Annotated in this window: 28 protein-coding genes; 19 read left to right on the forward strand and 9 right to left on the reverse strand. The window is 60.7% G+C overall.

Annotated elements, in window-relative coordinates:
- Positions 1-130: 130 nt before the first annotated feature.
- Positions 131-751, forward strand: coding sequence for a C40 family peptidase (locus AC3ITA_RS27120; RefSeq protein ID WP_095944394.1), 621 nt, complete (start codon positions 131-133; stop codon positions 749-751).
- 131 nt (positions 752-882) lie between these two features.
- On the opposite strand, the gene AC3ITA_RS27125 is transcribed toward AC3ITA_RS27120, so the two are convergent.
- A complete protein-coding gene (locus tag AC3ITA_RS27125; protein WP_150672082.1) occupies positions 883-1,917 on the reverse strand; it encodes a type IV pilus twitching motility protein PilT in 1,035 nt (344 codons plus the stop codon).
- Between the two features lie 56 nt (positions 1,918-1,973).
- On the opposite strand from AC3ITA_RS27125, the gene AC3ITA_RS27130 reads away from it, so the two are divergent.
- From AC3ITA_RS27130 to AC3ITA_RS27175, 10 genes are all read left to right on the forward strand, one after another.
- The gene (locus tag AC3ITA_RS27130; RefSeq protein ID WP_150672083.1) at positions 1,974-2,660 is read left to right on the forward strand and encodes a YggS family pyridoxal phosphate-dependent enzyme; all 687 of its coding nucleotides are present in this window, start codon (positions 1,974-1,976) and stop codon (positions 2,658-2,660) included.
- Between the two features lie 34 nt (positions 2,661-2,694).
- Positions 2,695-3,513, forward strand: coding sequence for a pyrroline-5-carboxylate reductase (gene proC / locus AC3ITA_RS27135; RefSeq protein ID WP_489278865.1), 819 nt, complete (start codon positions 2,695-2,697; stop codon positions 3,511-3,513).
- A 10-nt stretch (positions 3,514-3,523) separates the two neighbouring features.
- Positions 3,524-4,114, forward strand: coding sequence for a YggT family protein (locus AC3ITA_RS27140; RefSeq protein ID WP_056726488.1), 591 nt, complete (start codon positions 3,524-3,526; stop codon positions 4,112-4,114).
- A gap of 4 nt (positions 4,115-4,118) precedes the next feature.
- Positions 4,119-4,415, forward strand: a complete 297-nt coding sequence (locus AC3ITA_RS27145; protein WP_008046477.1) for a DUF167 domain-containing protein — start codon at positions 4,119-4,121, stop codon at positions 4,413-4,415.
- Between the two features lie 181 nt (positions 4,416-4,596).
- The gene (gene metX, locus AC3ITA_RS27150; protein WP_489278867.1) at positions 4,597-5,736 is read left to right on the forward strand and encodes a homoserine O-succinyltransferase MetX; all 1,140 of its coding nucleotides are present in this window, start codon (positions 4,597-4,599) and stop codon (positions 5,734-5,736) included.
- 7 nt (positions 5,737-5,743) lie between these two features.
- Positions 5,744-6,364: a methionine biosynthesis protein MetW gene (gene metW / locus AC3ITA_RS27155; RefSeq protein ID WP_095944388.1), complete on the forward strand. Its 621-nt coding sequence runs from the start codon at positions 5,744-5,746 to the stop codon at positions 6,362-6,364.
- 26 nt (positions 6,365-6,390) lie between these two features.
- The gene (locus tag AC3ITA_RS27160; RefSeq protein ID WP_095944387.1) at positions 6,391-6,825 is read left to right on the forward strand and encodes a DUF4426 domain-containing protein; all 435 of its coding nucleotides are present in this window, start codon (positions 6,391-6,393) and stop codon (positions 6,823-6,825) included.
- Positions 6,822-7,418, forward strand: a complete 597-nt coding sequence (rdgB, locus tag AC3ITA_RS27165) for an RdgB/HAM1 family non-canonical purine NTP pyrophosphatase (RefSeq protein ID WP_008046485.1) — start codon at positions 6,822-6,824, stop codon at positions 7,416-7,418. Before AC3ITA_RS27160 ends, rdgB begins: the two co-directional genes overlap by 4 nt.
- Entirely contained in the window at positions 7,415-8,620 is a 1,206-nt protein-coding gene (hemW, locus tag AC3ITA_RS27170) for a radical SAM family heme chaperone HemW (protein WP_095944386.1), read from the forward strand. Before rdgB ends, hemW begins: the two co-directional genes overlap by 4 nt.
- A gap of 9 nt (positions 8,621-8,629) precedes the next feature.
- Positions 8,630-8,953: a DUF3392 domain-containing protein gene (locus tag AC3ITA_RS27175; protein ID WP_007987827.1), complete on the forward strand. Its 324-nt coding sequence runs from the start codon at positions 8,630-8,632 to the stop codon at positions 8,951-8,953.
- A gap of 133 nt (positions 8,954-9,086) precedes the next feature.
- Here AC3ITA_RS27175 and trmB read toward each other — a convergent pair whose 3' ends face one another.
- The 4 genes from trmB to AC3ITA_RS27195 all read right to left on the reverse strand — a co-directional run bounded on the left by trmB (position 9,087) and on the right by AC3ITA_RS27195 (position 11,339).
- Complete coding sequence (trmB, locus tag AC3ITA_RS27180) at positions 9,087-9,812, reverse strand: tRNA (guanosine(46)-N7)-methyltransferase TrmB (protein WP_095944385.1); 726 nt, start codon at positions 9,810-9,812, stop codon at positions 9,087-9,089.
- A gap of 9 nt (positions 9,813-9,821) precedes the next feature.
- Positions 9,822-10,616, reverse strand: coding sequence for a thiazole synthase (locus AC3ITA_RS27185; RefSeq protein WP_007975390.1), 795 nt, complete (start codon positions 10,614-10,616; stop codon positions 9,822-9,824).
- 60 nt (positions 10,617-10,676) lie between these two features.
- Complete coding sequence (gene thiS / locus AC3ITA_RS27190; protein WP_167394879.1) at positions 10,677-10,877, reverse strand: sulfur carrier protein ThiS; 201 nt, start codon at positions 10,875-10,877, stop codon at positions 10,677-10,679.
- A gap of 90 nt (positions 10,878-10,967) precedes the next feature.
- Positions 10,968-11,339, reverse strand: coding sequence for a DUF423 domain-containing protein (locus AC3ITA_RS27195; RefSeq protein WP_095944384.1), 372 nt, complete (start codon positions 11,337-11,339; stop codon positions 10,968-10,970).
- Between the two features lie 74 nt (positions 11,340-11,413).
- Here AC3ITA_RS27195 and mtgA point away from each other — a divergent pair, with 74 nt between their 5' ends.
- Entirely contained in the window at positions 11,414-12,136 is a 723-nt protein-coding gene (mtgA, locus tag AC3ITA_RS27200; protein WP_095944383.1) for a monofunctional biosynthetic peptidoglycan transglycosylase, read from the forward strand.
- A 189-nt stretch (positions 12,137-12,325) separates the two neighbouring features.
- Here mtgA and rpoH read toward each other — a convergent pair whose 3' ends face one another.
- The 4 genes from rpoH to ftsY all read right to left on the reverse strand — a co-directional run bounded on the left by rpoH (position 12,326) and on the right by ftsY (position 16,490).
- Complete coding sequence (rpoH, locus tag AC3ITA_RS27205) at positions 12,326-13,180, reverse strand: RNA polymerase sigma factor RpoH (protein ID WP_007975386.1); 855 nt, start codon at positions 13,178-13,180, stop codon at positions 12,326-12,328.
- Between the two features lie 120 nt (positions 13,181-13,300).
- Positions 13,301-14,323 carry a permease-like cell division protein FtsX gene (ftsX, locus tag AC3ITA_RS27210; RefSeq protein ID WP_095945295.1) on the reverse strand — a complete coding sequence of 341 codons (1,023 nt, stop codon included), beginning with the start codon at positions 14,321-14,323 and terminating at the stop codon, positions 13,301-13,303.
- The gene (ftsE, locus tag AC3ITA_RS27215) at positions 14,320-14,991 is read right to left on the reverse strand and encodes a cell division ATP-binding protein FtsE (protein WP_007975383.1); all 672 of its coding nucleotides are present in this window, start codon (positions 14,989-14,991) and stop codon (positions 14,320-14,322) included. The genes ftsX and ftsE overlap by 4 nt, the downstream gene beginning before the upstream one ends.
- Entirely contained in the window at positions 14,988-16,490 is a 1,503-nt protein-coding gene (ftsY, locus tag AC3ITA_RS27220) for a signal recognition particle-docking protein FtsY (RefSeq protein ID WP_489278872.1), read from the reverse strand. The genes ftsE and ftsY overlap by 4 nt, the downstream gene beginning before the upstream one ends.
- A gap of 344 nt (positions 16,491-16,834) precedes the next feature.
- Between ftsY and AC3ITA_RS27225 the strand changes: the two genes are divergently transcribed.
- The 7 genes from AC3ITA_RS27225 (at position 16,835) to AC3ITA_RS27255 (ending at position 24,273) form a co-directional block, all read left to right on the forward strand.
- Positions 16,835-18,190, forward strand: a complete 1,356-nt coding sequence (locus AC3ITA_RS27225) for a M16 family metallopeptidase (protein WP_489278873.1) — start codon at positions 16,835-16,837, stop codon at positions 18,188-18,190.
- Positions 18,183-19,673, forward strand: coding sequence for a M16 family metallopeptidase (locus tag AC3ITA_RS27230; protein WP_489278875.1), 1,491 nt, complete (start codon positions 18,183-18,185; stop codon positions 19,671-19,673). The genes AC3ITA_RS27225 and AC3ITA_RS27230 overlap by 8 nt, the downstream gene beginning before the upstream one ends.
- The gene (gene rsmD / locus AC3ITA_RS27235; RefSeq protein ID WP_150672086.1) at positions 19,673-20,269 is read left to right on the forward strand and encodes a 16S rRNA (guanine(966)-N(2))-methyltransferase RsmD; all 597 of its coding nucleotides are present in this window, start codon (positions 19,673-19,675) and stop codon (positions 20,267-20,269) included. The genes AC3ITA_RS27230 and rsmD overlap by 1 nt, the downstream gene beginning before the upstream one ends.
- 125 nt (positions 20,270-20,394) lie before the next feature.
- On the forward strand, positions 20,395-21,741 hold the full coding sequence (locus AC3ITA_RS27240; protein ID WP_489278876.1) for a M16 family metallopeptidase: 1,347 nt from the start codon (positions 20,395-20,397) through the stop codon (positions 21,739-21,741).
- Complete coding sequence (locus AC3ITA_RS27245) at positions 21,734-22,843, forward strand: M16 family metallopeptidase (protein WP_489278878.1); 1,110 nt, start codon at positions 21,734-21,736, stop codon at positions 22,841-22,843. Before AC3ITA_RS27240 ends, AC3ITA_RS27245 begins: the two co-directional genes overlap by 8 nt.
- Complete coding sequence (locus tag AC3ITA_RS27250) at positions 22,812-23,180, forward strand: hypothetical protein (protein ID WP_489278879.1); 369 nt, start codon at positions 22,812-22,814, stop codon at positions 23,178-23,180. Before AC3ITA_RS27245 ends, AC3ITA_RS27250 begins: the two co-directional genes overlap by 32 nt.
- A 97-nt stretch (positions 23,181-23,277) precedes the next feature.
- Positions 23,278-24,273 (forward strand): hydrolase, encoded by a 996-nt coding sequence (locus AC3ITA_RS27255; protein WP_414929596.1) that lies wholly within the window; start codon positions 23,278-23,280, stop codon positions 24,271-24,273.
- Positions 24,274-24,276: the final 3 nt, after the last annotated feature.

Genomic DNA, 24,276 nt, shown 5'->3' on the forward strand with positions numbered 1-24,276 from the left:
TGTCCGACAATTGCGCCATTTTGCCGCTTTTTTGCCACCATTGCCCCCCTGATTGAATCGACCAACGGCCTCGGAAGCGACAAAAAAGCTGTTATAAAGTTGCGCGCTAACTTATTAAGAGCCTTGCCTAATGCGTTCATTTTTCAAGACATGGCTAACCATTTGCCTTTTGATGCCACTGGCCGCCCACGCCACCAATCGTGAGCAACGTCTTCCAAACGTTAATGGTTACACCCCGAAATCCCATGCCTCTGCTCCTTCGAGCAAAGACAAGAAATCCGCTAAATATGCTCCAAGCCTGGCCAGCAGCAAAAGCGGCCTGGTTCCGCCGATGGGCACCAAGGAAAGCAGCGACGTGCTGAGCCGCGCCGTGAACGTCCTTGGCACTCCCTATCGTTGGGGTGGCAGCAGCCCAAGCAAAGGCTTCGATTGCAGCGGCCTGGTGAAATACGCGTTCAACGACGCCACGTTCGACCTGCCACGCACCTCCAACGCCATGGCCAGCGGTCATGGGGAGAAAGTCGATCGCGACGATCTGAAGCCGGGCGACCTGATTTTCTTCAACATCAAGAGCCGTCGGGTCAATCACGTTGCCATTTACCTGGGCAACGACCGCTTCATCCACGCGCCACGCCGCGGCAAGTCGGTGTCCATCGACACCTTGAAGAAACCGTACTGGGAAAACCACTACGTGGTTGCCAAGCGGGTTCTGCCGAAAGAGCCGAATCAATTGCGGGTTGTTCAGCGCTGATTTAAGTGCCCTGAATCTGTATCGAACATGATGGCCCCATCGCGAGCAAGCTCGCTCCCACAGGATTGATGCAGTCCATATGGGAGCGGGCTTGCTCGCGAAAAGGCCCTTGAAAGCACCACAAATTCTCCTCAAAACCCATCCGGCGACCGCGCCTTCTCCCGCGCATGGTCACGACTGACCAACCCCTTGGTCACCAGGTCCTTCAAGCTCATATCCAGCGTCTGCATCCCCAACGACCCTCCCGACTGAATCGCCGAGTACATCTGCGCCACCTTGTCCTCGCGGATCAGATTGCGGATCGCCGATGTGCCCAGCATGATCTCGTGGGCGGCGATGCGTCCGCCGCCGATTTTCTTCACCAGGGTCTGGGACACCACCGCCAGCAGCGACTCGGAGAGCATCGAGCGCACCATCGACTTCTCGTCCCCCGGAAACACGTCGACTACCCGGTCGATGGTTTTTGCCGCCGACGTGGTGTGCAGCGTACCGAACACCAGATGGCCGGTTTCGGCCGCGGTCAATGCCAGGCGAATGGTCTCCAGGTCGCGCATCTCCCCCACAAGGATCACATCCGGGTCTTCCCGCAGTGCCGAACGCAAGGCGGTGGCGAAACTTCGGGTATCGCGATGGACTTCACGCTGATTGATCAGGCATTTGCGCGACTCGTGAACGAACTCGATGGGGTCTTCGATGGTAAGGATATGGTGATGACGATGGGTATTGAGGTAATCGATCATCGCCGCCAGCGTGGTGGATTTGCCGGAACCGGTCGGGCCGGTCACCAGCACGAGGCCACGAGGGGCGTCGGTCATCTTGCGGAACACATCCCCCATACCCAGCTCGTCCATGCTCTGCACTTTCGCCGGAATGGTGCGAAACACCGCACCCGCGCCACGGCTCTGGGTGAACACATTGACCCGAAAGCGCGCTACGCCGGGCACTTCAAAGGAAAAGTCGGTTTCCAGATGCTTTTCGAAATCCACCCGCTGGGTGTCATTCATGATGGCATGGATCAGCGCCTGCACCTGTCGGTGATCCAGGGCCGGCAGATTGATGCGCCGCACATCACCGTCGACGCGAATCATCGGTGGCAGGCCGGCGGACAGGTGCAGGTCGGACGCCCCCTGTTTGGCGCTGAATGCCAGCAGCTCAGTGATATCCATAGCGCCTCTCAATTCCAGTAGAATGCCGCGAACCTTCAGACCGCTGGCGCCTCTTGATGTCCACCATAGCAGACAACATTCTTCAGGTTAGTTCGCGCATACATGCCGCAACGCTTGCCGCTAACCGCGCCGAAAACAGCGTCCGGTTGCTGGCGGTGAGCAAGACCAAACCCGCTCAGGACCTGCGTGAAGCCTACGCTGCCGGCCTGCGCGACTTTGGCGAGAACTACCTGCAGGAAGCGCTGGGCAAACAGCTGGAACTGGCCGACCTGCCCTTGATCTGGCACTTCATCGGCCCCATTCAATCGAACAAGACTCGCGCTATCGCCGAGCACTTCGACTGGGTGCATTCCGTGGATCGTCTGAAAATCGCACAACGCCTGTCCGAACAACGTCCCGCCGATCTGCCGCCCCTGAACATTTGCATTCAGGTCAATGTCAGCGGTGAAGCCAGCAAATCCGGCTGCACCCCGGCCGACCTGCCGGCCCTGGCCAACGCCATCAGTAACCTGCCGCGCCTGAAACTGCGCGGGTTGATGGCAATCCCGGAGCCGACTGAAGACCGCGCCGCCCAGGATGCCGCTTTCGCGGCCGTGCAAAGCCTGCAAGCCAGCCTGAATCTGCCACTCGACACACTTTCCATGGGCATGAGCCACGACCTTGAGTCGGCCATTGCCCAAGGCGCCACTTGGGTCCGTATTGGTACAGCCCTGTTTGGCGCCCGTGACTACAGCCAGCCGTAAACATGGCTGACACACTTCTGAATAAGGACCTGACATGAGCAAGACACGTATTGCCTTTATCGGTGCCGGCAACATGGCCGCCAGCCTGATCGGCGGCCTGCGGGCCAAGGGTCTGGAAGCCGCGCAGATCCGCGCCAGCGATCCGGGCGAAGAAACCCGCGCCCGTGTGAGCGCTGAACACGGCATCGAAACCTTTGCCGACAACGCCCAGGCCATCGACGGTGCCGACGTGGTCGTCCTGGCGGTCAAACCCCAGGCGATGAAAGCCGTGTGCGAAGCCATTCGCCCAAGCCTCAAGCCCAATCAACTGGTGGTGTCGATTGCCGCGGGCATCACCTGCGCCAGCATGAACAACTGGCTCGGCGCCCAGCCGATCGTGCGCTGCATGCCCAACACCCCGGCGCTGGTGCGTCAGGGCGCGAGCGGCCTGTTCGCGACAGCCGAAGTGACCGCCGAACAGCGCCAGCAGGCCCAGGAGCTGCTGTCCGCGGTCGGCATCGCCCTTTGGCTGAATGAAGAGCAGCAACTGGATGCCGTCACCGCCGTTTCCGGCTCGGGCCCGGCGTATTTCTTCCTGCTGATCGAAGCCATGACCGCCGCTGGCGTGAAGCTCGGCCTGCCGGCGGACATCGCCGCGCAACTGACCTTGCAAACCGCCCTGGGCGCCGCCCACATGGCGGTCTCCAGCGACGTCGACGCCGCCGAGCTGCGCCGCCGCGTCACCTCGCCTGCGGGCACCACGGAAGCTGCAATCAAATCGTTCCAGGCCAATGGCTTTGAAGCCCTGGTCGAAAAGGCACTCGGCGCTGCCGCGCATCGCTCGGCCGAGATGGCCGAACAACTGGGTCAATAAGGAGCTTTTCATGATTGGATTGAACACCGCAGCGGTCTACGTGCTGCAAACCCTCGGCAGCCTGTACCTGCTGATCGTGCTGATGCGCTTCGTGCTGCAACTGGTGCGAGCGAACTTCTACAACCCGATCTGCCAGTTCATCGTCAAGGCCACTCAGCCACTGCTCAAGCCACTGCGCCGGATCATCCCGAGCGTGTTCGGCCTGGACATGTCCTCGCTGGTGCTCGCGATCCTGGTACAACTGGCGCTGATGGCCCTGACCCTGCTACTGACCTACGGCACCACCGGGAACCCGCTGCAACTGCTGATCTGGTCGATCATCGGCGTGACCGCGCTGTTCATGAAGATTTTCTTCTTTGCCCTGATCATCAGCGTGATCCTGTCCTGGGTCGCCCCGGGCAGCCATAACCCGGGCGCCGAGCTGGTGAACGACGTCTGCGAGCCGGCCCTGGCGCCGTTCCGCAAGTTCCTGCCGAACCTGGGCGGCCTGGATCTGTCGCCGATCTTTGCATTCCTGGCACTCAAGCTGTTCGACATGCTGGTGATCAACAACCTCGCCGCCATGACCATGATGCCGGAAATCCTCCGCGTGTTGATCTGACCCGGTGAGCTGGTTTCGCTGGGACGGTGACGACCTGATTCTGGAATGTCACCTGCAACCGGCAGCCCGTAGCGATGACTTCTGCGGGCTGCACGGCGATCGCCTGAAGATCCGCCTGACCGCGCCGCCGGTCGAGGGCAAGGCCAACGCGTATCTGATGGCGTTCCTGGCCAAGGCCTTCGGCGTGTCCAAGAGCCAGGTCAGTTTGATCAGCGGCGAGTTGAACCGGCAGAAACGGGTGCGAATCTGCTCGCCGAAGAAGCTGCCGGACTTGCCAGATCTGGTGCGTCCGGCAGGCTGATCGCGTCATCGTTCATCGCGAGCAGGCTCGCTCCCACATGGACCGCATCGATCCTGTGGGAGCGAGCCTGCTCGCGAATGGCGCACCTCGATCTTATTGAATGAAATCAGGCCCGGCCTTTGCTTGCCGCTAACCCCAGCGGTCTTTAGACTTACGCCTCATTTCAATGAGAGCAGGGTCGATGCCAGCTGCCTTTCCCCCCGATTCTGTTGGTCTGGTGACGCCGCAAGTGGCGCACTTCAGCGAACCCCTGGCGTTGGCCTGCGGTCGTTCGCTCCCGGCCTATGACCTGATTTACGAAACCTACGGCACCCTCAACGCCATGGCGAGCAACGCCGTGCTGATCTGCCACGCCCTGTCCGGCCACCACCACGCCGCCGGCTACCACAGCGTCGACGACCGCAAACCCGGTTGGTGGGACAGTTGCATCGGCCCCGGCAAGCCGATCGACACCAGCAAGTTCTTCGTGGTCAGCCTGAACAACCTCGGAGGCTGCAACGGCTCCACCGGCCCGAGCAGCATCAACCCGGACACCGGCAAGCCGTTCGGCGCCGACTTCCCGGTGTTGACCGTCGAGGATTGGGTGCACAGCCAGGCGCGTCTGGCGGATCGTCTCGGCATCGCCCGGTTCGCGGCCGTGATCGGCGGCAGCCTCGGCGGCATGCAGGCGATGCAATGGAGCATCACCTACCCCGACCGCATTCGTCACTGCCTGGCCATCGCTTCGGCGCCCAAGCTGTCGGCACAGAACATCGCGTTCAACGAAGTGGCGCGCCAGGCGATCCTCACCGACCCGGAATTCCACGGCGGTTCGTTCCAGGAACACAACGTGATTCCCAAGCGCGGCCTGATGCTGGCGCGGATGGTCGGGCACATCACCTACCTGTCCGACGATTCCATGGGCGAAAAATTCGGCCGCGGGCTCAAGAGCGAGAAGCTCAACTACGACTTCCACAGCGTCGAATTCCAGGTGGAAAGCTACCTGCGCTATCAGGGCGAAGAGTTCTCCGGGCGCTTCGATGCCAACACGTACCTGTTGATGACCAAAGCGCTCGACTACTTCGATCCGGCAGCGAACTTCGACGATAACCTGGCAAAAACCTTTGAAGGTGCAAAAGCCAAGTTCTGCGTAATGTCGTTCACCACCGACTGGCGCTTCTCCCCGGTCCGCTCGCGAGAACTGGTGGACGCACTGATGGCCGCACGCAAGGACGTCTGCTACCTCGAGATCGACGCCCCGCAAGGCCACGACGCCTTCCTGATTCCGATCCCGCGCTACCTGCAGGCATTCGGCAATTACATGAACCGCATTACGTTGTGAGAAAGCCATGAGAGCTGATCTGGAAATCATCCAGGAATGGATCCCCGCCGGCAGCCGCGTGCTCGACCTCGGGTGCGGCGATGGCGAACTGCTGACCTGGCTGCGCGACAACAAGCAAGTCACCGGTTATGGCCTGGAAAACGACGCCGACAACATCGCCGAGTGCGTGGCCAAGGGCATCAACGTCATCGAACAGGACCTGGACAAGGGCCTGGGCAACTTTGCCAGCAACAGTTTCGATGTCGTGGTCATGACCCAGGCGCTGCAAGCGGTGCACTACCCGGACAGGATCCTCGAGGAAATGCTGCGCGTCGGTCGCCAGTGCATCATCACTTTCCCGAATTTCGGTCACTGGCGCTGCCGCTGGTACCTGGCGAGCAAGGGCCGCATGCCGGTTTCCGAGTTTCTGCCGTACACCTGGTACAACACGCCGAACATTCACTTCTGTACCTTCGCCGACTTTGAAGCCTTGTGTCGCGAACGTGAAGCGAAGGTCATTGATCGGCTGGCCGTGGATCAACAACATCGGCACGGGTGGGCCAGCAAGCTATGGCCTAATCTGTTAGGTGAGATCGGCATCTACCGGGTCAGCAGCCCGGGACTTGCCGACCACAGGGTCGCAGTCTGATCCACCCTATTTCAAGGAGAACGATCATGGGTCGTCTAGCGTTGTTTCTACTCACTGCCTGCCTGAGCGTCACCGCCATGGCCGCCGACGCCATCAAGAGCGAACGCAAGGAAACCTTCGGTGACGTAACGGTGCACTACAACACCTTCAACTCCACCTATTTGCTACCGGACGTTGCCAAGGCCGCCCAACTGACCCGCAGCAAGGATCAGGGCGTGATCAACATTTCGGTGATCAAGGCCGGCACGCCGATGGCGGCCGAGGTCAGCGGCACCGTCAAAGACCTGACCAGCCAAAGCTACACACTGAACTTCAAACAGGTCACCGAGCAAGGAGCGATCTACTACATCGCCCAATACCCGGTACCCCAGCAGGAAATCCGCACCTTCGACATCAAGGTGCAGACCGGCGACAAGATCAACACCATCAATTTCAACCAAGAGCTCTTCCCTGGCCAATGATCAACTTCACGCAACTCGTATTGGCCAGCCATAACGCCGGCAAACTCAAGGAACTCCAGGCCATGCTCGGCGAGTCGGTGCATCTGCGCTCGATCGGCGAGTTCAGCAGCGTCGAGCCCGAGGAGACCGGCCTGTCGTTCGTCGAGAACGCCATCCTCAAGGCCCGCAATGCCGCGCGCATCTCCGGCCTGCCGGCGCTGGCCGACGATTCCGGGCTGGCGGTGGATTTCCTTGGCGGTGCGCCGGGCATCTACTCGGCGCGTTATGCCGATGGCAAGGGCGATGCGGCGAATAACGCCAAGCTGCTCGACGTGTTGAAAGACGTGCCTGAAGCCGAACGCGGCGCGCAGTTCGTATGCGTGCTGGCACTGGTGCGCCACGCCGATGATCCACTGCCGATCCTCTGCGAAGGTTTGTGGCACGGGCGAATCCTGACCCAGGCCAGCGGCGAGCACGGTTTTGGCTACGACCCGCTGTTCTGGGTGCCGGAGCGTAATTGCTCCAGCGCCGAGCTGAGCCCGAGCGACAAGAACCAGATCAGCCACCGCGCACGTGCAATGGATCTGCTGCGCCAGCGTCTGGGCTTGAAATGACCCGTGAATCATCCGCGTCGCCGCTGATCTTCGGCGGCGATGCTCAATCGCCTCGGGCGGCCCTGCCCGTGCTGCCGCCGCTGGCGCTGTATATCCACATCCCGTGGTGCGTGCGCAAATGCCCTTATTGCGACTTCAATTCTCACACTGCCAGCCCCGTGCTGCCTGAAGAAGAGTACGTCGACGCATTGCTGGCCGATCTCGATCAGGACCTGCACGCCGTTTATGGTCGTGAGCTGAGCTCGATTTTCTTTGGCGGCGGCACGCCAAGCCTGTTCAGCGCTGATTCGCTGGGTCGCTTGCTCAAAGGCGTCGAACAGCGCATTCCGTTTGCCAGCGACATCGAAATCACCTTGGAAGCCAATCCGGGGACGTTCGAGCAAGACAAGTTCGTGGCATACCGGAAACTGGGGATCAATCGCCTGTCGATCGGCATCCAGAGCTTCCAGCAAGAAAAGCTCGAGGCCCTGGGCCGCATCCACAATGGTGACGAAGCCGTACGTGCCGCCGGCATGGCGCGGCAGGCCGGGTTCGATAACTTCAACCTAGACTTGATGCATGGCTTGCCGAATCAGTCCCTGGACGATGCCTTGGCCGACCTGCGCACCGCCATCGCCCTGAAGCCGACACACCTGTCGTGGTATCAACTGACTCTGGAACCGAACACCGTGTTCTGGAACCAGCCGCCGACGCTGCCCGAAGACGACACGCTGTGGGATATTCAGGAGGCCGGGCAAGCGCTGCTGGCCGAACACGGTTACGTGCAATACGAAGTCTCGGCCTATGCCCTGCCCGGTCGCCCGGCGCGCCACAACCTCAATTACTGGAGTTTTGGCGACTTCATCGGCATCGGCGCCGGCGCCCACGGCAAGCTCAGCCATCCGGACGGGCGCATCATTCGCACCTGGAAGACCCGCCTGCCGAAGGATTACCTGAATCCGGCGAAGAGCTTCCAGGCTGGCGAGAAAGCGCTAACCAATGATGAAATGCCGTTCGAATTCCTGATGAACGCGCTGCGCCTGACTGAAGGCGTCGAATCGCGGCTGTACCCGGAACGTACCGGCATGACGCTGGAAAGCCTTGCTCAAGGCCGCCGTGAAGCCGAACAAAGCGGCCTGTTGCAGGTCGAACCGTCACGTCTGGTAGCCACCGAGCGCGGACAACTCTTTCTCAACGACTTGCTGCAGAAATTTCTGACATAAGGAAATCGAATGGATTTGGTACTCGACCTGCTTGCCACCGTGTCTCGCTGGAGCCGCAGCAACCTCTCGGAAATCGCCCTGGCCCTGGTGGGCTGCCTGCTGGTGCTGTTTGGTGCGGATTTCAAAGGCTGGGTCGAGCAGCGCCTGGGCAGCATCGCCGGCGCGTTGCGCGTGCCGCTGATGTCCCTGCTGTGCATGATCGGCAGCGGCGCGGCACTGATCTACGCCACACCGTGGGTTGTGCGCGGCTTGAGCCAGTTCAATAACTACAGCCTGGCGCCGGTGTTGCTGGTGGTGCTGGTGTTGATTGGCGTGGTCGCTGACCGCCGCTGATTTTTTTGCCGAATACAAAACAACTGTAGGAGCGAGCCTGCTCGCGATAGCGGTCTGACAGTCAACTCAGATGTTGAATGTCATGGCCTCATCGCGAGCAGGCTCGCTCCTACAGTTTTTACAGCATTACGGCTTAGGACTGTTTCTCGAACTTCAAATCCCACACGCCATGCCCAAGACGTTCGCCACGGCGCTCGAACTTGGTGATCGGCCGCTCGGCCGGGCGCGGTACGCACTTGCCGTCTTCAGCGAGGTTGCGGTAACCCGGCGCGACGCTCATCACTTCCAGCATGTACTCGGCGTAAGGTTCCCAGTCGGTGGCCATGTGCAGAATGCCACCAACCTTCAACTTGCTGCGCACCAACTCGGCGAAGGACGCCTGAACGATACGGCGCTTGTGGTGACGGCTCTTGTGCCACGGATCCGGGAAAAACAGCATCAGGCGATCAAGGCTATTGTCCGCCACGCAACGGTTGAGCACTTCGATGGCGTCACAATCGTAGACACGCAGGTTGGTCAAACCCTGGGTCAGCACGCCATTGAGCAGCGCGCCGACACCCGGACGGTGCACTTCGACGCCAATGAAATCCTGCTCGGGCGAGGCCGCTGCCATTTCCAGCAGCGAATGGCCCATGCCGAAACCGATTTCCAGCGAGCGCGGTGCCGAGCGACCGAACACCTGGTCGAAATCCACCGGCGCGTCGGCCAATGGCAGCACGAACAGCGGAGTGCCCTGCTCCAGACCCTTTTGCTGGCCTTCGGTCATGCGCCCGGCACGCATCACGAAACTCTTGATGCGGCGGTGTTGGCGCTCGTCGCCTTCTTCCGTCTGGATTGGCGTGTCGTTCGATTCAGTCATCAATGGCTCTTACTTGATCAGACCATCCAGCGGCGAAGAGGCGCTGGCATAGAGTTTTTTCGGCATACGGCCGGCGAGGTAGGCCAGGCGGCCTGCGACGATCGCATGTTTCATGGCTTCAGCCATCATGACCGGCTGCTGGGCGTGGGCAATGGCCGAGTTCATCAGCACTGCATCACACCCCAGTTCCATGGCGATGGTGGCGTCGGAAGCAGTACCGACACCGGCATCCACCAATACTGGAATCTTGGCTTCTTCGAGGATGATCTGCAGGTTGTACGGGTTGCAGATTCCCAGGCCGGAGCCGATCAGACCGGCCAGTGGCATCACCGCGATACAGCCGATTTCCGCCAATTGACGGGCGATGATCGGGTCATCACTGGTGTAGACCATCACGTCGAAGCCTTCCTTGACCAACGTTTCAGCGGCCTTGAGGGTTTCGATCACGTTGGGGAACAGGGTTTTCTGGTCGGCCAGCACTTCCAGCTTCACCAGGTTGTGGCCGTCGAGCAGTTCACGGGCCAGGCGGCAGGTGCGCACAGCTTCGATGGCGTCGTAGCAACCGGCGGTGTTCGGCAGGAAGGTGTAGCGATCCGGCGACAGCACTTCGAGCAGGTTCGGCTCGCCCTCGATCTGGCCAAGGTTGGTGCGGCGCACGGCGAAGGTGACGATCTCGGCGCCCGAGGCTTCGATGGCCAGGCGGGTTTCTTCCATGTCACGGTACTTGCCGGTACCGACCAGCAAACGCGACTGGTAAGTACGACCGGCCAGGACGAAAGGCTTGTCGCTGCGAACGATGCTCATGGGAAATCCTCTGTAGGGGTGAGGTACTTGCAGAATTGTGTGGCCACTGGGCCGAGGCTGCTAGCCGCCGCCGATGGCGTGCACCACTTCGACGTTGTCGCCGTCGTTCAACGTGGTATCTGCATGCTGACTACGCGGGACGATATCCAGATTGAGTTCGACCGCCACCCGGCGTCCGGTCAGATCCAGACGGGTCAGCAGGGCCGCAACGGTTTCACCGTCGGGCAGTTCAAGGGATTCGCCGTTCAACTGAATGCGCATGCCGGATGCCGCCATCATTTTTAGGGGCTGGCATTCTAGCCCGATCAGTCAGGCCGACCCAAGCCATTCGTCATGAAATGGACCGTTAAGTCAGCTCAGGCGCCAGGCGGCAAGTCCGAGGCAAAACCAGCCCACCAGGAAGGCCAGGCCACCGAACGGGGTGATGATGCCGAGCTTACTGATGCCCGTCAGCGTCAATACATACAGGCTACCGGAGAACAGCAGGATACCGATGGCAAACGATGCAGCGGCCCAAGTGGCGAGTCGACCGGGAATTTGCGTGGCCAGCGCTGCAACGCCGAGCAACGCCAGGGCATGCACCAGTTGATAGGTGACGCCTGTATGGAAGATCGCCAGATACTCGGCGCTCAGGCGGCTCTTCAGGCCATGGGCGGCAAAGGCCCCGAGGCCGACACCGGTGAAGCCGAAAAAAGCGGCCAGCATCAGAAAGCCACGCAGCATGCGGAACTCCAGTCAGTTTCGATCCAAAGGGTCTGTATAATGGCCCGCTCAACGGGTTCGGCCAAGCCATCTCTATGCTGCGTATCTATTTCCGTCATTTCTCCAAGGCCGTGCTCTGGTTCATGGGTGGCAGCGTATTGCTGGTGCTGATCTTTCGCGTGGTGCCGCCGCCAGGGACGACGCTGATGGTCGAGCGCAAGATCGAATCCTGGTTTGACGGCGAACCCATTGACCTGCAACGGACCTGGAAACCCTGGGACGAGATCTCCGACGACCTGAAAGTCGCGGTGATTGCCGGCGAAGACCAGAAATTCCCGGAGCACTGGGGCTTCGATATCGGCGCGATTCAGGCGGCGTTTGCCCATAACGAGCGCGGCGGCTCGATCCGTGGCGCCAGCACCCTCAGCCAGCAAGTCTCGAAAAACCTGTTCCTGTGGTCTGGCCGCAGCTGGCTGCGCAAAGGCCTTGAAGCCTGGTTCACCGGACTGATCGAAGTGCTCTGGCCCAAGCAGCGGATTCTTGAGGTGTACCTCAACAGTGTCGAGTGGGATGACGGCGTGTTTGGCGCTGAAGCGGCGGCCCGGCATCACTTTGGTGTGAGCGCCAGGAACCTCAGCCGTCAGCAATCGAGCTTGTTGGCCGCCGTGCTGCCCAACCCTCGTGTGTGGAGTGCGAGCCATCCGACCGCTTACGTGGCGCGACGTGCAGGCTGGATTCGGCGACAAATGAGCCAACTGGGTGGCGACAGCTATCTGGTCGGGCTGAACGATTCGCGCCGGGCGCCTTGGGCCCAATAGCACCTCAAATCCCCTGTGGGAGCGAGCCTGCTCGCGAATGCGGTGCATCAGACAGCATTAATGTCGACTGACACTCCCTCTTCGCGAGCAGGCTCGCTCCCACAGTAAATCGGGTACAACCGACAAACCGTACACAAACAAAAATGCCCCGATCAATGATCGGGGCATTTTTTATTGCCAGGTCGCCAGTTACGCAGCAATCGACAACTTGAGCTTGTTCATCGCGCTCTTCTCGAGTTGGCGAATACGCTCGGCCGACACGTTGTACTTCTGCGCCAGGTCGTGCAGCGTGGCTTTTTCTTCCGCCAGCCAACGCTGGTAGAGGATGTCACGGCTGCGGTCGTCCAGCACTTCCAGCGCTTCGTGCAGGTTGTGGTTGGAGTTGTCGCTCCAGTCGGCATCTTCCAGTTGACGGGCCGGGTCGTACCGGTGGTCTTCCAGATAGTTGGCCGGCGACTGGAATGCACTGTCGTCGTCCGCTTCGGCAGCCGGGTCGAAGGCCATGTCATGGCCGGTCAGGCGGCTTTCCATCTCGCGCACTTCCCGAGGCTCTACACCCAGGCTTTCCGCCACACGGTGGACTTCCTCGTTGTTCAGCCAGGCCAGACGCTTCTTCTGGCTGCGCAGGTTGAAGAACAACTTGCGCTGGGCCTTGGTGGTCGCGACTTTCACGATGCGCCAGTTGCGCAGGATGAACTCGTGGATTTCCGCCTTGATCCAGTGCACGGCAAAGGACACCAGGCGCACGCCCATTTCCGGGTTGAAGCGCTTCACGGCCTTCATCAGGCCGACGTTGCCTTCCTGGATCAGGTCTGCCTGGGCCAGGCCGTAGCCGGAATAGCTACGGGCGATATGTACGACAAAACGCAGGTGGGCGAGCACCATCTGCCGAGCCGCCCCCAAATCCTGCTCATAATAGAGACTCTCGGCCAGTTCACGCTCCTGCTCCGGCGACAGCAATGGGATGCTGTTGACGGTGTGCACATAGGCCTCCAGGTTCGCACCCGGGACCAGAGCATATGCAGGTTGCAAAGAATTGGTCATACGAAAAAACCTCCGACTTACAAACTCGTGCAGTTCAGCACTGCGAAAATTGACCGGAAACCGAAAGACAAGTTCCCTAAACCCCAAAAACGCTGAAAGGTCAATACGAGCAAAATGATACTACTTAGGCGCAAGCTCCCTCAGGTGGCGTGCGACTGCAATCCATGCACCGATATACCCCAACAGCACCGCGCCAAGCAAGAGAGACAGACCGTCGGCAACTGGCACTCCAGCCAGTGCAAAATCACTGCCGTACAAACCGGCCAGCCCCACCACCGCGTCGTTCAGCCAATCAAGGCCGAACGCCAGTACCCCCCAGGACAGAATCCCCGCACCGAAGCCATACAACGCGCCCATATACAGAAAGGGCCTGCGTACATAGCTGTCAGTGCCGCCGACCAGTTTAATCACTTCTATCTCTGTGCGGCGGTTTTCAATATGAAGACGAATGGTATTGCCTATCACCAAAAGTAATGCAGAAACCAGAAGCACGGTCAGACCGAAGACAAAACGGTCACCCAGCTTGAGGATGGCTGCCAGACGCTCAACCCAGACTAAATCAAGTTGCGCCTGTTGTACCTTCGGCAGCTCGGATAGTTTTTGTCTTAATGCTTCAAGGGCCGGCTTGTCGACTTCGGTCGGCGTTACCAGCACCACGCCCGGCAGCGGGTTCTCCGGCAATTCCTTGAGCGCCTCGCCCAGCCCGGACTGTTGCTGGAACTCTTCCAGCGCCTGATCCCGGCCAACGTATTCAGCCTCGGCGACACCAGGCATGCCCTTGATCTGATCGCGCAGCGATTCGCCTTCGGCCGGCTTGGCCTCAAGATCCAGATACAGGGAAATCTGCGCCGCGCGCTGCCAGGAGCCGCCCAGGCGCTCGACGTTACTTAGCAAAAGTGACAGTCCCATGGGCAAGCTCAGGGCCACCGCCATCACCATGCAGGTGAAAAAACTGCCGATGGGCTGCTTGCCCAGGCGGCGCAGGCTGTCGACCATGCTGGCGCGATGGCTTTCGATCCAGGCGCGGAACAACGTGGCAAAGTCCGGCCCGTCGTCATCGTCGCGTTTTTTCTTTTGCGGCTGCGGATCGGCGGCCTTCGGGGCCACACGCTCGGAAACCTTGGGGCTACGTGTTGCACTCATACCGCGGCCTCCCCGTCACCGATCAATCGACCGCGTTGCAGCGTCAGCATGCGATGGCGCATGCGGGCGATCAGGGCCAGGTCGTGACTGGCGATCAGCACGCTGGTACCCAGGCGATTGATGTCTTCGAACACACCCATGATCTCGGCGGCCAGACGCGGGTCGAGATTACCGGTCGGCTCATCCGCCAGCAGCAAGGCCGGACGGTGAACGATGGCGCGTGCGATGCCGACGCGCTGCTGCTGACCGGTGGACAGGTCGCCCGGGTACAGATCGGTTTTATCCGACAGCGCCACGCGCTCCAGTGCCGAGTCCACGCGCTTGGCGATCTCGGCCTTGGACAGGCCCAGGATCTGCAAAGGCAACGCGACGTTATTGAACACCGTGCGATCGAACAGCAACTGGTGATTCTGGAACACCACGCCGATCTGCCGACGCAAGAAAGGAATCTGCGCGTTGCTGATGGTGCTCAGGTCTTGCCCGGCGAGCAGCAACTTGCCGCTGGTCGGGCGTTCCATGGCCAGCAACAGCCGCAACAAGGTGCTTTTACCGGCGCCGGAATGGCCGGTGACAAACAAGAACTCGCCACGACGGACTCGAAAGCTCAGCTCATGCAAGCCGACGTGACCGTTCGGGTAGCGCTTACCGACCTGTTCGAAACGAATCATGAACGCTCCCGCTCGGCAAACAATGCCTGGACAAAGGGTTCTGCTTCAAAGGTACGCAAATCGTCGATGCCTTCGCCGACGCCAATGTAGCGAATCGGCAGACCGAATTGCTTGGCCAGGGCGAAAATCACCCCACCCTTGGCGGTGCCGTCGAGCTTGGTCAGCGCCAGGCCGGTCAATTCGACGGTCTGGTTGAATTGCTTCGCCTGGTTGATGGCGTTCTGGCCGGTGCCGGCGTCAAGTACCAGCAGCACTTCGTGAGGTGCGTCAGCGTCGAGCTTGCCGATCACCCGGCGAACTTTTTTCAGTTCTTCCATCAGGTTGTCTTTGGTGTGCAGACGGCCGGCCGTGTCGGCGATCAACACGTCGATGCCACGGGCCTTGGCGGCCTGCACGGCATCAAAGATCACCGAGGCCGAGTCGGCGCCAGTGTGCTGCGCGATCACCGGGATCTTGTTGCGCTCACCCCAGACCTGCAATTGCTCCACCGCCGCGGCGCGGAAGGTATCGCCGGCGGCGAGCATGACTTTCTTGCCTTCCAGTTGCAGTTTCTTCGCCAGCTTGCCGATGGTAGTAGTCTTGCCGGCACCGTTGACGCCGACGACCAGAATCACGAACGGTTTGCTCTGCGAGGTGATTTTCAGCGGCTGCTCGACAGGTTTGAGCATCGCGGCCAGCTCGGCTTGCAGGGATTTGTACAGGGCATCGGCGTCAGCCAACTCCTTGCGCGCAACCTTCTGCGTCAAACGCTGAATGATCACCGAGGTGGCTTCGACACCAACGTCGGCGGTCAGCAAGCGGGTTTCGAGGTCTTCGAGCAGCTCGTCATCAATGACCTTTTTGCCCAGGAACAGGCTGGCCATGCCTTCGCCGATACTGGCGCTGGTCTTGGACAGACCCTGCTTGAGGCGAGCGAAGAAACCGGCTTTGGTTTCTTCGGTGCGCACGGGTTCTACCGGGGTTTCGACGGGCGCTGCGATCGGTTCGGGAGTCGGAGCGGGCGCAGGTGCTTGAGCAATCGGAGCAACGAATACCGGAACCTCTGGCTGGCTGACAACGGGCACAGGCTCGGCCACGACGATTGGCTCAACAAACGGTTCGACTACAGACGCGTGAGCCGGTGCAGACGTAAACGCTGCCGGAGCCGGAATCGGTGGTGTCACGTGAGGGGCCAGGTCATTTTCGACCAATGCCACCGGCTCCTCAGCCACGGGCAAGGCCAGCCATGGCTCGGCAGTCGGGGTCAGCGGCGCTTCGATAACTTCGCTGACAGGCTCAACAACAGTTTCAGCCTGCGACTGCAGTACCGGCTCGGCAACCGGCAGAACAACCGGCGCGGGCGCTTCTTCTATTACCGGGACCGGCGTTGGCGCTGGTTCAGGAATGGCTTGTGGCTGTTCGACGACGGGTTCCTGCGGCTTTTTGCGCAGCCATCCGAACAGGCTTTTCTTCTCGCCAGCCGCAGCTGGGGTCTTCTTGTCGTCGTTGGAACCAAACATGGAGGACGGCTATCTCACGGTAGCGACGCGCCAATGGCGCCCCGGCAAATAAATATTCGATGCAGAACAGACTGTGTTTCACCCAGCTTGTTCACGCGCAACATTTTGTCGAGGTGTTCAATGGCACCTCAAAGCTCGACTAATACGAAGGACTGGAACGGCATCGTCGGCGAAAACGCAGAGTTTAGCTGACAAACTCAAAGTTTCTGCCGGTAACCCATACAACCCGCAGGCCAATCAAAGGCCTGATAGGCGTGGCCGCCAGTAAAACGGATCAGTATCCTAGCACCTCCTCGCCCGCCTAGGCTAAGACCAAGCGGGCAGCCCCAAAGGTTTGAAAACGAATGAATGCTCTTGCCCGCCGCGCCGCTGGCCTGCTGCTCAGCACAGTTTGCCTGCCCCTTTCGGCCCTGGCTGCCGACCCGCAACCCACCCACGAATTCACCCTCGACAACGGTCTGAAGGTGGTCGTGCGTGAAGACCACCGAGCGCCTGTTGTGGTTTCCCAGGTCTGGTACAAGGTCGGTTCCAGCTACGAGACGCCGGGCAATACCGGCCTGTCCCACGCCCTGGAACACATGATGTTCAAGGGCAGCGAGAAGGTCGGTCCCGGTGAAGCCTCGCTGATCCTGCGCGACCTCGGCGCCGAAGAGAACGCCTTCACCAGCGATGATTTCACCGCGTACTACCAGGTACTGGCCCAGGATCGCCTGGGTGTGGCCTTCGAACTGGAAGCCGACCGCATGGCCAGCCTGCGCCTGCCGCCGGACGAGTTCGCCAAGGAAATCGAGGTCATCAAGGAAGAACGTCGCCTGCGTACCGACGACAAGCCTATGGCCAAGGCCTACGAGCGCTTCAAGGCCATGGCTTACCCGGCCAGCGGTTACCACACGCCGACCATCGGCTGGATGGCCGACCTTGAGCGGATGAAAGTCGAAGAACTGCGCCACTGGTACGAAACCTGGTACGTGCCCAACAACGCCACGCTGGTGGTGGTTGGCGATGTCACCCCGGACGAAGTCAAAACCCTGGCCCAACGCTATTTCGGCCCGATCGCCAAACGTGAAGTGCCCGCCGCGAAAAAGCCGCTGGAACTGGCCGAGCCGGGCGAGCGCCAGATCACCCTGCACGTGCAGACCCAGCTGCCTAGCCTGATGCTGGCCTTCAACGTGCCGAGCATCGCCACCGCCGAAGACAAGCGCCTGGTCAATGCCCTGCGCCTGATTTCGGCATTGCTCGACGGCGGCTACAGCGGACGGATCCCGACGCAACTGGAGCGTGGCGAAGAACTGGTGTCCGGCGGCTCGTCGAGTTACGACGCCTACACCCGTGGCGACAGCCTCTTCACCCTGTCGGCATCGCCAAACTCGCAGAAACACAAGACCATCGCCCAGGCGCAAGCCGGTTTGTGGAAGCTGCTCGACCAGCTGAAAACCACGGCGCCAACCGCTGAAGAACTGGAACGCGTACGCGCACAAGTCATCGCCGGCCTGGTCTTCGAGCGCGACTCGATCACCAGTCAGGCCACGGCCATCGGCCAACTGGAAACCGTCGGCCTGTCATGGAAACTGATGGACACCGAACTGGCCGATCTGGAAAGCGTCACGCCGCAAGATATCCAGAAAGCCGCCAAGCTGTATTTCACCCGCGAACGTCTCAGCGTCGCCCATGTACTGCCTCTGGAGACGACTCATGAGTGAGCGTAAACCCTCCCGCCTGGCCCTGATCGGCCTGGTCGCCGTCGCTGTTATCGGTTCCGTCGCGTTTTATTTGTCACGCCCAGGCCAAACCAATGCCAGCGAAGCCCTGGACAAGGCCAAGGCCAGCCAGAAACTGCAATCGCTGACCGAGCTCAACGGCAAGGCACCGGAACACCGCAAGCTGGACGTGCAGACCTGGAACACCGCCGAAGGCACCAAGGTGCTGTTCGTCGAAGCCCATGAGCTGCCGATGTTCGACATGCGCCTGATCTTCGCTGCCGGCAGCAGCCAGGACGGCAATGCACCGGGCGTGGCGGTGTTGACCAACGCCATGCTCAACGAAGGCGTGGCCGGCAAAGACGTCGGCGCCATTGCCCAAGGCTTCGAAGGCCTGGGCGCCGATTTCGGCAATGGCGCTTATAAGGACATGGCAATCGCTACGCTGCGCAGCCTGAGTGCCAAGGACAAGCGCGAGCCGGCCCTGAAGCTGTTCGCCGAAGTCATCGGCAAGCCGACTTTCCCTGCCGATTCGCTGGCCCGCATCAAGAACCAGATGCTCGCCGGTTTCGAATACCAGAAACAGAACCCGGGCAAACTGGCGAGCCTGGAACTGATGAACCGTTTGTACGGTGATCACCCATACGCACACGCCAGCGACGGCACGGCGAAAACCGTACCGGCGATCACCCAGGTACAACTGCGTGCTTTCCACGAGAAAGCCTACGCCGCCGGTAACGTAGTGATCGCGCTGGTCGGCGACCTGTCCCGCGCGGAAGCCGAGGCGATTGCCGCCCAGGTATCCGGCGCCCTGCCCAAAGGTCCGGCCTTGGCGAAAATCGCGCAACCCGTCGAGCCCAAGGCCAGCGTCGGCCATATCGAGTTCCCGTCCAAGCAGACTAACCTGATGCTCGCGCAACTGGGCATCGACCGCGACGACCCGGACTACGCGGCGTTGTCCATGGGTAACCAAATTCTCGGTGGCGGCGGCTTCGGCACCCGCTTGATGAGCGAAGTGCGCGAGAAGCGTGGCCTGACGTACGGCGTGTATTCGGGTTTCACCCCGATGCAGGTGCGCGGCCCGTTCATGATCAACCTGCAAACCCGCGCCGAGATGAGCGAGGGCACCCTGAAACTGGTGCAGGATGTGCTGGCCGACTACCTTAAAACCGGCCCGACCGAAAAAGAGCTCGACGATGCCAAGCGCGAACTGGCCGGCAGCTTCCCGCTGTCCACCGCCAGCAACGCCGATATCGTCGGCCAACTGGGCGCCATCGGTTTTTACAACTTGCCGTTGAGCCACCTGGAAGACTTCATGCAACAATCCCAGGCCTTGACCGTCGAGCAGGTCAAAGCCGCCATGAACAAACACCTGAGCACGGACAAGATGGTCATCGTCAGCGCTGGCCCGACCGTGCCGCAAAAGCCGTTACCGGCCCCTACTGATAAACCTTCCGAGCAGCCGCTCGGGGTTCCGGAGCATTAATGGCCCACCCTAAAAAACCCGCCAAAAACGTCCATAACGGCGTGAACCAGCTGCGCATCATCGGTGGCGAATGGCGCAGCCGGAAGCTGAGCTTCCCTGACGCCCCGGGCCTGCGCCCGACGCCGGACCGCGTGCGTGAAACCCTGTTCAACTGGCTCGCGCCGTACGTGCCGGGCGCCAAAGTGCTCGACCCGTTCACCGGCAGTGGCGCGCTGTTCCTCGAAGCCCTGTCCCGCGGCGCGGCCATGGGCCAGGCGCTGGACGCCAGCAGCATCGCGGTGTCCAGCCTGAAGGAACACCTGGGCACGCTGCGCTGCACCACCGGCCAGGTCCAGACCGCCGACGCCCTGCGCTACCTGGAAACCCAGACCGCCACCGCCTACGACCTGGTGTTCCTCGACCCGCCGTTCAACCAGAACCTGCTACCCGCCGTGTGCAAGTTGCTTGAAGAGCGCCAATGGCTGGCCGAGGACGCGTGGGTGTACACCGAAAGCGAGTCCGCACCTTCGACCCTGGGCCTGCCGGAGAACTGGCGCTTGCACCGGGAGCAGAAATCCGGGCGGGTGTATTACTCGTTGTGGCAGCGCGGCGCCTGACATTTCGGCGAGACGACTGCCCCAAACCGGTTGTGCAGTGCACTACATAGTTACCGCCTGACGTCCTTTCGGATCATCCACAGTGGTTTGCGCAATTAACTGCAAACCACTGAGGATGAACACGGATGAACATCTCCAGCAGCACTTTTATGCTGCCCTTTATCGCCTGTCTGCCACTCATGGCCAGCGCGGCGGCACCCCCTGCGACACAAGACTTCGTACTGGATAACGGCCTCAAGGTTGTCGTGCGCGAGGACCACCGCTCCCCCATCGTCACCGCCCAACTCTGGATCAAGACCGGCTCAAGCCACGAACCACCCGGCCAGTCGGGCCTGTCCCACGCCCTCGAACATATGGTCTACAAAGGCAGCAGCAAGGCCTGCGCCGGAGAGTTCATGACGGTACTGGATAAGCTTGGCGCCAGTCATAACGCATCCACCAGCGCTGACTACACAGTTTTTTACCAGACCCTGCCTTCCAGCCGCACTGGCGTCGCGTTCGAAATACTGGCCGACCTGATGAGTACGGCCGAGCTGAATGAACAGGACTTCACACCGGAGCTCAAGGTCATTCAGGAGGAGCGTCGGATGCGCGTTGATGATGAGATCACCGCGTCGGTTCACGAAAGACTGAACAGCATTGCCTACCCGGCCAGCAGCTACCGCACCCCGACGATTGGCTGGATGCACGATCTGCAACGCATGAACACCGTGCAATTGCAGCAGTGGTATCAGGCCTGGTATTCGCCGGACAATGCGACGCTGGTGGTCGTTGGCGATGTTGCACCTGAGCGGATCAAGGCCCTGGCACAGCAGTACTTCGGCCACCTTGAGCAACGTGCGACACCTGTGACGCCTACCCCCGTCGAACTGGCGTCTGCCGGTGAACGGTCACTGACCCTGCATGCACCGATAGCATCCCCACGCCTGATCATGAGCTTCAACGCGCCCAGCCTGGCCACGGCACCGGATCGTCGGACCGCCCATGCCCTGCGCTTGCTCGATATGTTACTGGCCGGATCCAGTAGCGCGCGGATCAAACAGCAGCTGCAACGGAGCGACACGATATTCACCGAGGCCGACTCAGAGTACGACGCCTTCAAACGCGGCGATTCGTTGCTGACCATCACCACACAGCTCAACCCGGACAAGCTCAATGACGCTGACGAGGCCCTCGTCCGTCTGTGGCAAGTGATCGAATCATTGAAGAGCAAGGCGCCGGAACCGGCAGAACTGGAGCGCGCGAAAAACCTTGTGATCGCTAACACGGTTTATGCCCAGGATGATCTGGAAGGGCAGGCCCACACCTTGGGTCTGCTGGATACCATCGGCCTCGACTGGCGGCTGGCCGATCGGGATACGGATGAGCTGAACACGGTCACACCCCTGGATATTCAACAGGTCGCAAAGACTTACCTGACGCGCGAGCGCCTGAGTACCGCGAAAATCCTGCCGGAGAAAAACAATGGATAAGCTCAAAGGCCTCATCAACGGATTGATCCTGGTCGGCATGCTGTCGAGTGCACAGTCCCCTGCCACTGCAACCACGGCGCCCCAGAAACCAGTGCTGCAATCGCTCAATGAACCACAGACTCCGGCGACCCACCGCACGCTGTCGATCAAGGGTTACAAAACGCTCAGCGGAACGAAGATCCTGTTCATCCGCACCCCTGGCCTGCCGATGTTCGATGCCCTTGTGAGCTTTGCCGCCGGCAGCGCCCACACGCCGCATAACCCCGGCCTGGCCGCTGTCACCTATAGCCTTTTGAATGAGGGTGTGGCTGGCAAAGACGTCAATGCCATACAGGCGACTTTCGATAATCTGGGTGCAAGGATGGATATGGGCATCAGCCAGGACCGGATCTGGATATCCCTGCGAAGTCTGAGTGACGAATCACGGCGCACTCCAGCCCTGGAACTGTTTGCCCAGGTACTCGGCAAGCCGCTGTTACCGCAAGAGTCCCTGCCTACGGTGAAATCCCAACTGCAGTACTTTCTGGACCATGAAGAGCAGTCCCATGCAGCTCAAGCCCAAATAGCCAATCTCGGCCAGCTGTTTCCCGACCACGGTTATGCCCAGTCCCTCTACGGAACCAGGGCCGGACTGACCGCCATCACCCGCACCCAGGTGCAAGACTTTCATCGCGAGGCTTATGCCGCGGGCAATGCCCAGATCACACTGGTCGGCGACCTCACCGAGGAAGAAGCCCAACGCATCGGTGCGCAGATATCCGCGGCCTTGCCCCTGGGACCGGCCACTGCGGCGATCCAGCCAGTGACAAGTCCAGCCGCTCCAGGTCTGCTGCGCATTGAGCGACCATCGACCCAGGCTTACCTGCGCCTTGCCCAGCCAAGCGTCCTGCAAAACAGTCCGGACTACGTCGGGCTACAGATGTCCATGCGGATTTTCACCAACCGACTGACCCATGAACTGCGTGAACGCCGAGGTCTGACCTATCACGTTGACGCCGACCTCTCAGCCCTTCAGGCACAAGGGTTGCTGACTATTAAATTGCAGACCCGACCGGAGCAGAGCCGATGCCGTGCTGGCCCATATCAAGACGATGTTCAGTGACTTCCTCACTCAAGGACCTACCCAACAGGAACTCGAGGACAGCCAACAGCGATTGGCCGGTAGCGCGCCTTTGAACAGCGCTACCAATATGCAGATTCTGAGACAGTTGCACGCCATCAGCGCTCACAATCTGCCGCTGGACCTCGACTTTGCCACGCAAGCAGCCTTGAAGCTGAACCTGATATCAATCAAAACAGCACTCAACCGGCATTACCACGCCGACCAATGGCGCGCTGTCATCCTGGGGCCGAAGACCGATCAACAACCGCTGCCAGCTCCAGGCGAAAGCGCAACCAATGCCATGTGTCGCGTGCCTGGCGAGATTGTGGCAAGTTAGACAACCATGATGACGCGGTTGTGGCACTGTCGCGCCGCGTCTTCGGGCAGACTCATGAACACTCCCACCGAGAATGACTGTGCAACCGCACCCCGCACTGGCCGTACCGCCGTCCTTCACCCCTGCCTTCGGCATCGGCAATCCGCACTTGCAAACCTTGTGGGGGCCGCTGTGGCGTAAAACCGTGCACATCGGCCGTGAACGCGAACGCCTGTGGCTTGAAGACGGCGATTTTCTCGACCTTGACTGGCACGGCCCGCACATTGCCGATGCACCGTTGGTGCTGGTGCTGCACGGGCTCACCGGTTCGTCGAATTCGCCTTACGTGGCGGGCATGCAAAAAGCTCTGGGCGACCGTGGCTGGGCCAGCGTCGCGCTGAACTGGCGCGGCTGTTCGGGCGAACCCAACCTGTTGCCGCGCAGCTACCATTCCGGCGCCAGCGAAGACCTGGCCGAAACCATCAGACACTTGCGGGCCAAACGGCCTCTGGCGCCACTGTATGCGGTGGGCTACTCCCTTGGCGGTAATGTCCTGCTCAAGCATTTGGGCGAAACCGGCAGCGACAGCGACTTGACGGGCGCCGTGGCGGTGTCGGTACCGTTCCGCCTGGACCAGTGCGCCGACCGTATCGGCCAGGGCTTTTCCAAGGTTTACCAGGCGCATTTCATGCGCGAGATGGTCGCCTACATCAAGAACAAACAGCGACAGTTCCAGCACGACGGACGCGAGGACGGCCTGGCAGCCCTGGCGGCCCTCGGATCCCTGGAAAACATGCGCACGTTCTGGGACTTCGATGGACGCGTCACCGCGCCACTGCACGGTTTCGCCGACGCCGAGGATTATTATCGCCGCGCCTCCAGCCGCTATTTCCTTGGCGAAATTCGTACGCCGACCTTGATGATTCAGGCCGCCGACGACCCCTTCGTGTTTCCCCACAGCCTGCCGCACGTCGATGAACTGTCCGCTTGCACGCAATTCGAACTGCAAGCCAAGGGCGGGCATGTCGGTTTCGTCGATGGCTCGCTCAAGCAACCGGGTTACTACCTGGAACGGCGCATCCCCGAGTGGCTGGCCGCCATAGGGTGCGCTTGAATC

The sequence above is a fragment of the Pseudomonas sp. GL_090 genome, assembly GCF_057837765.1.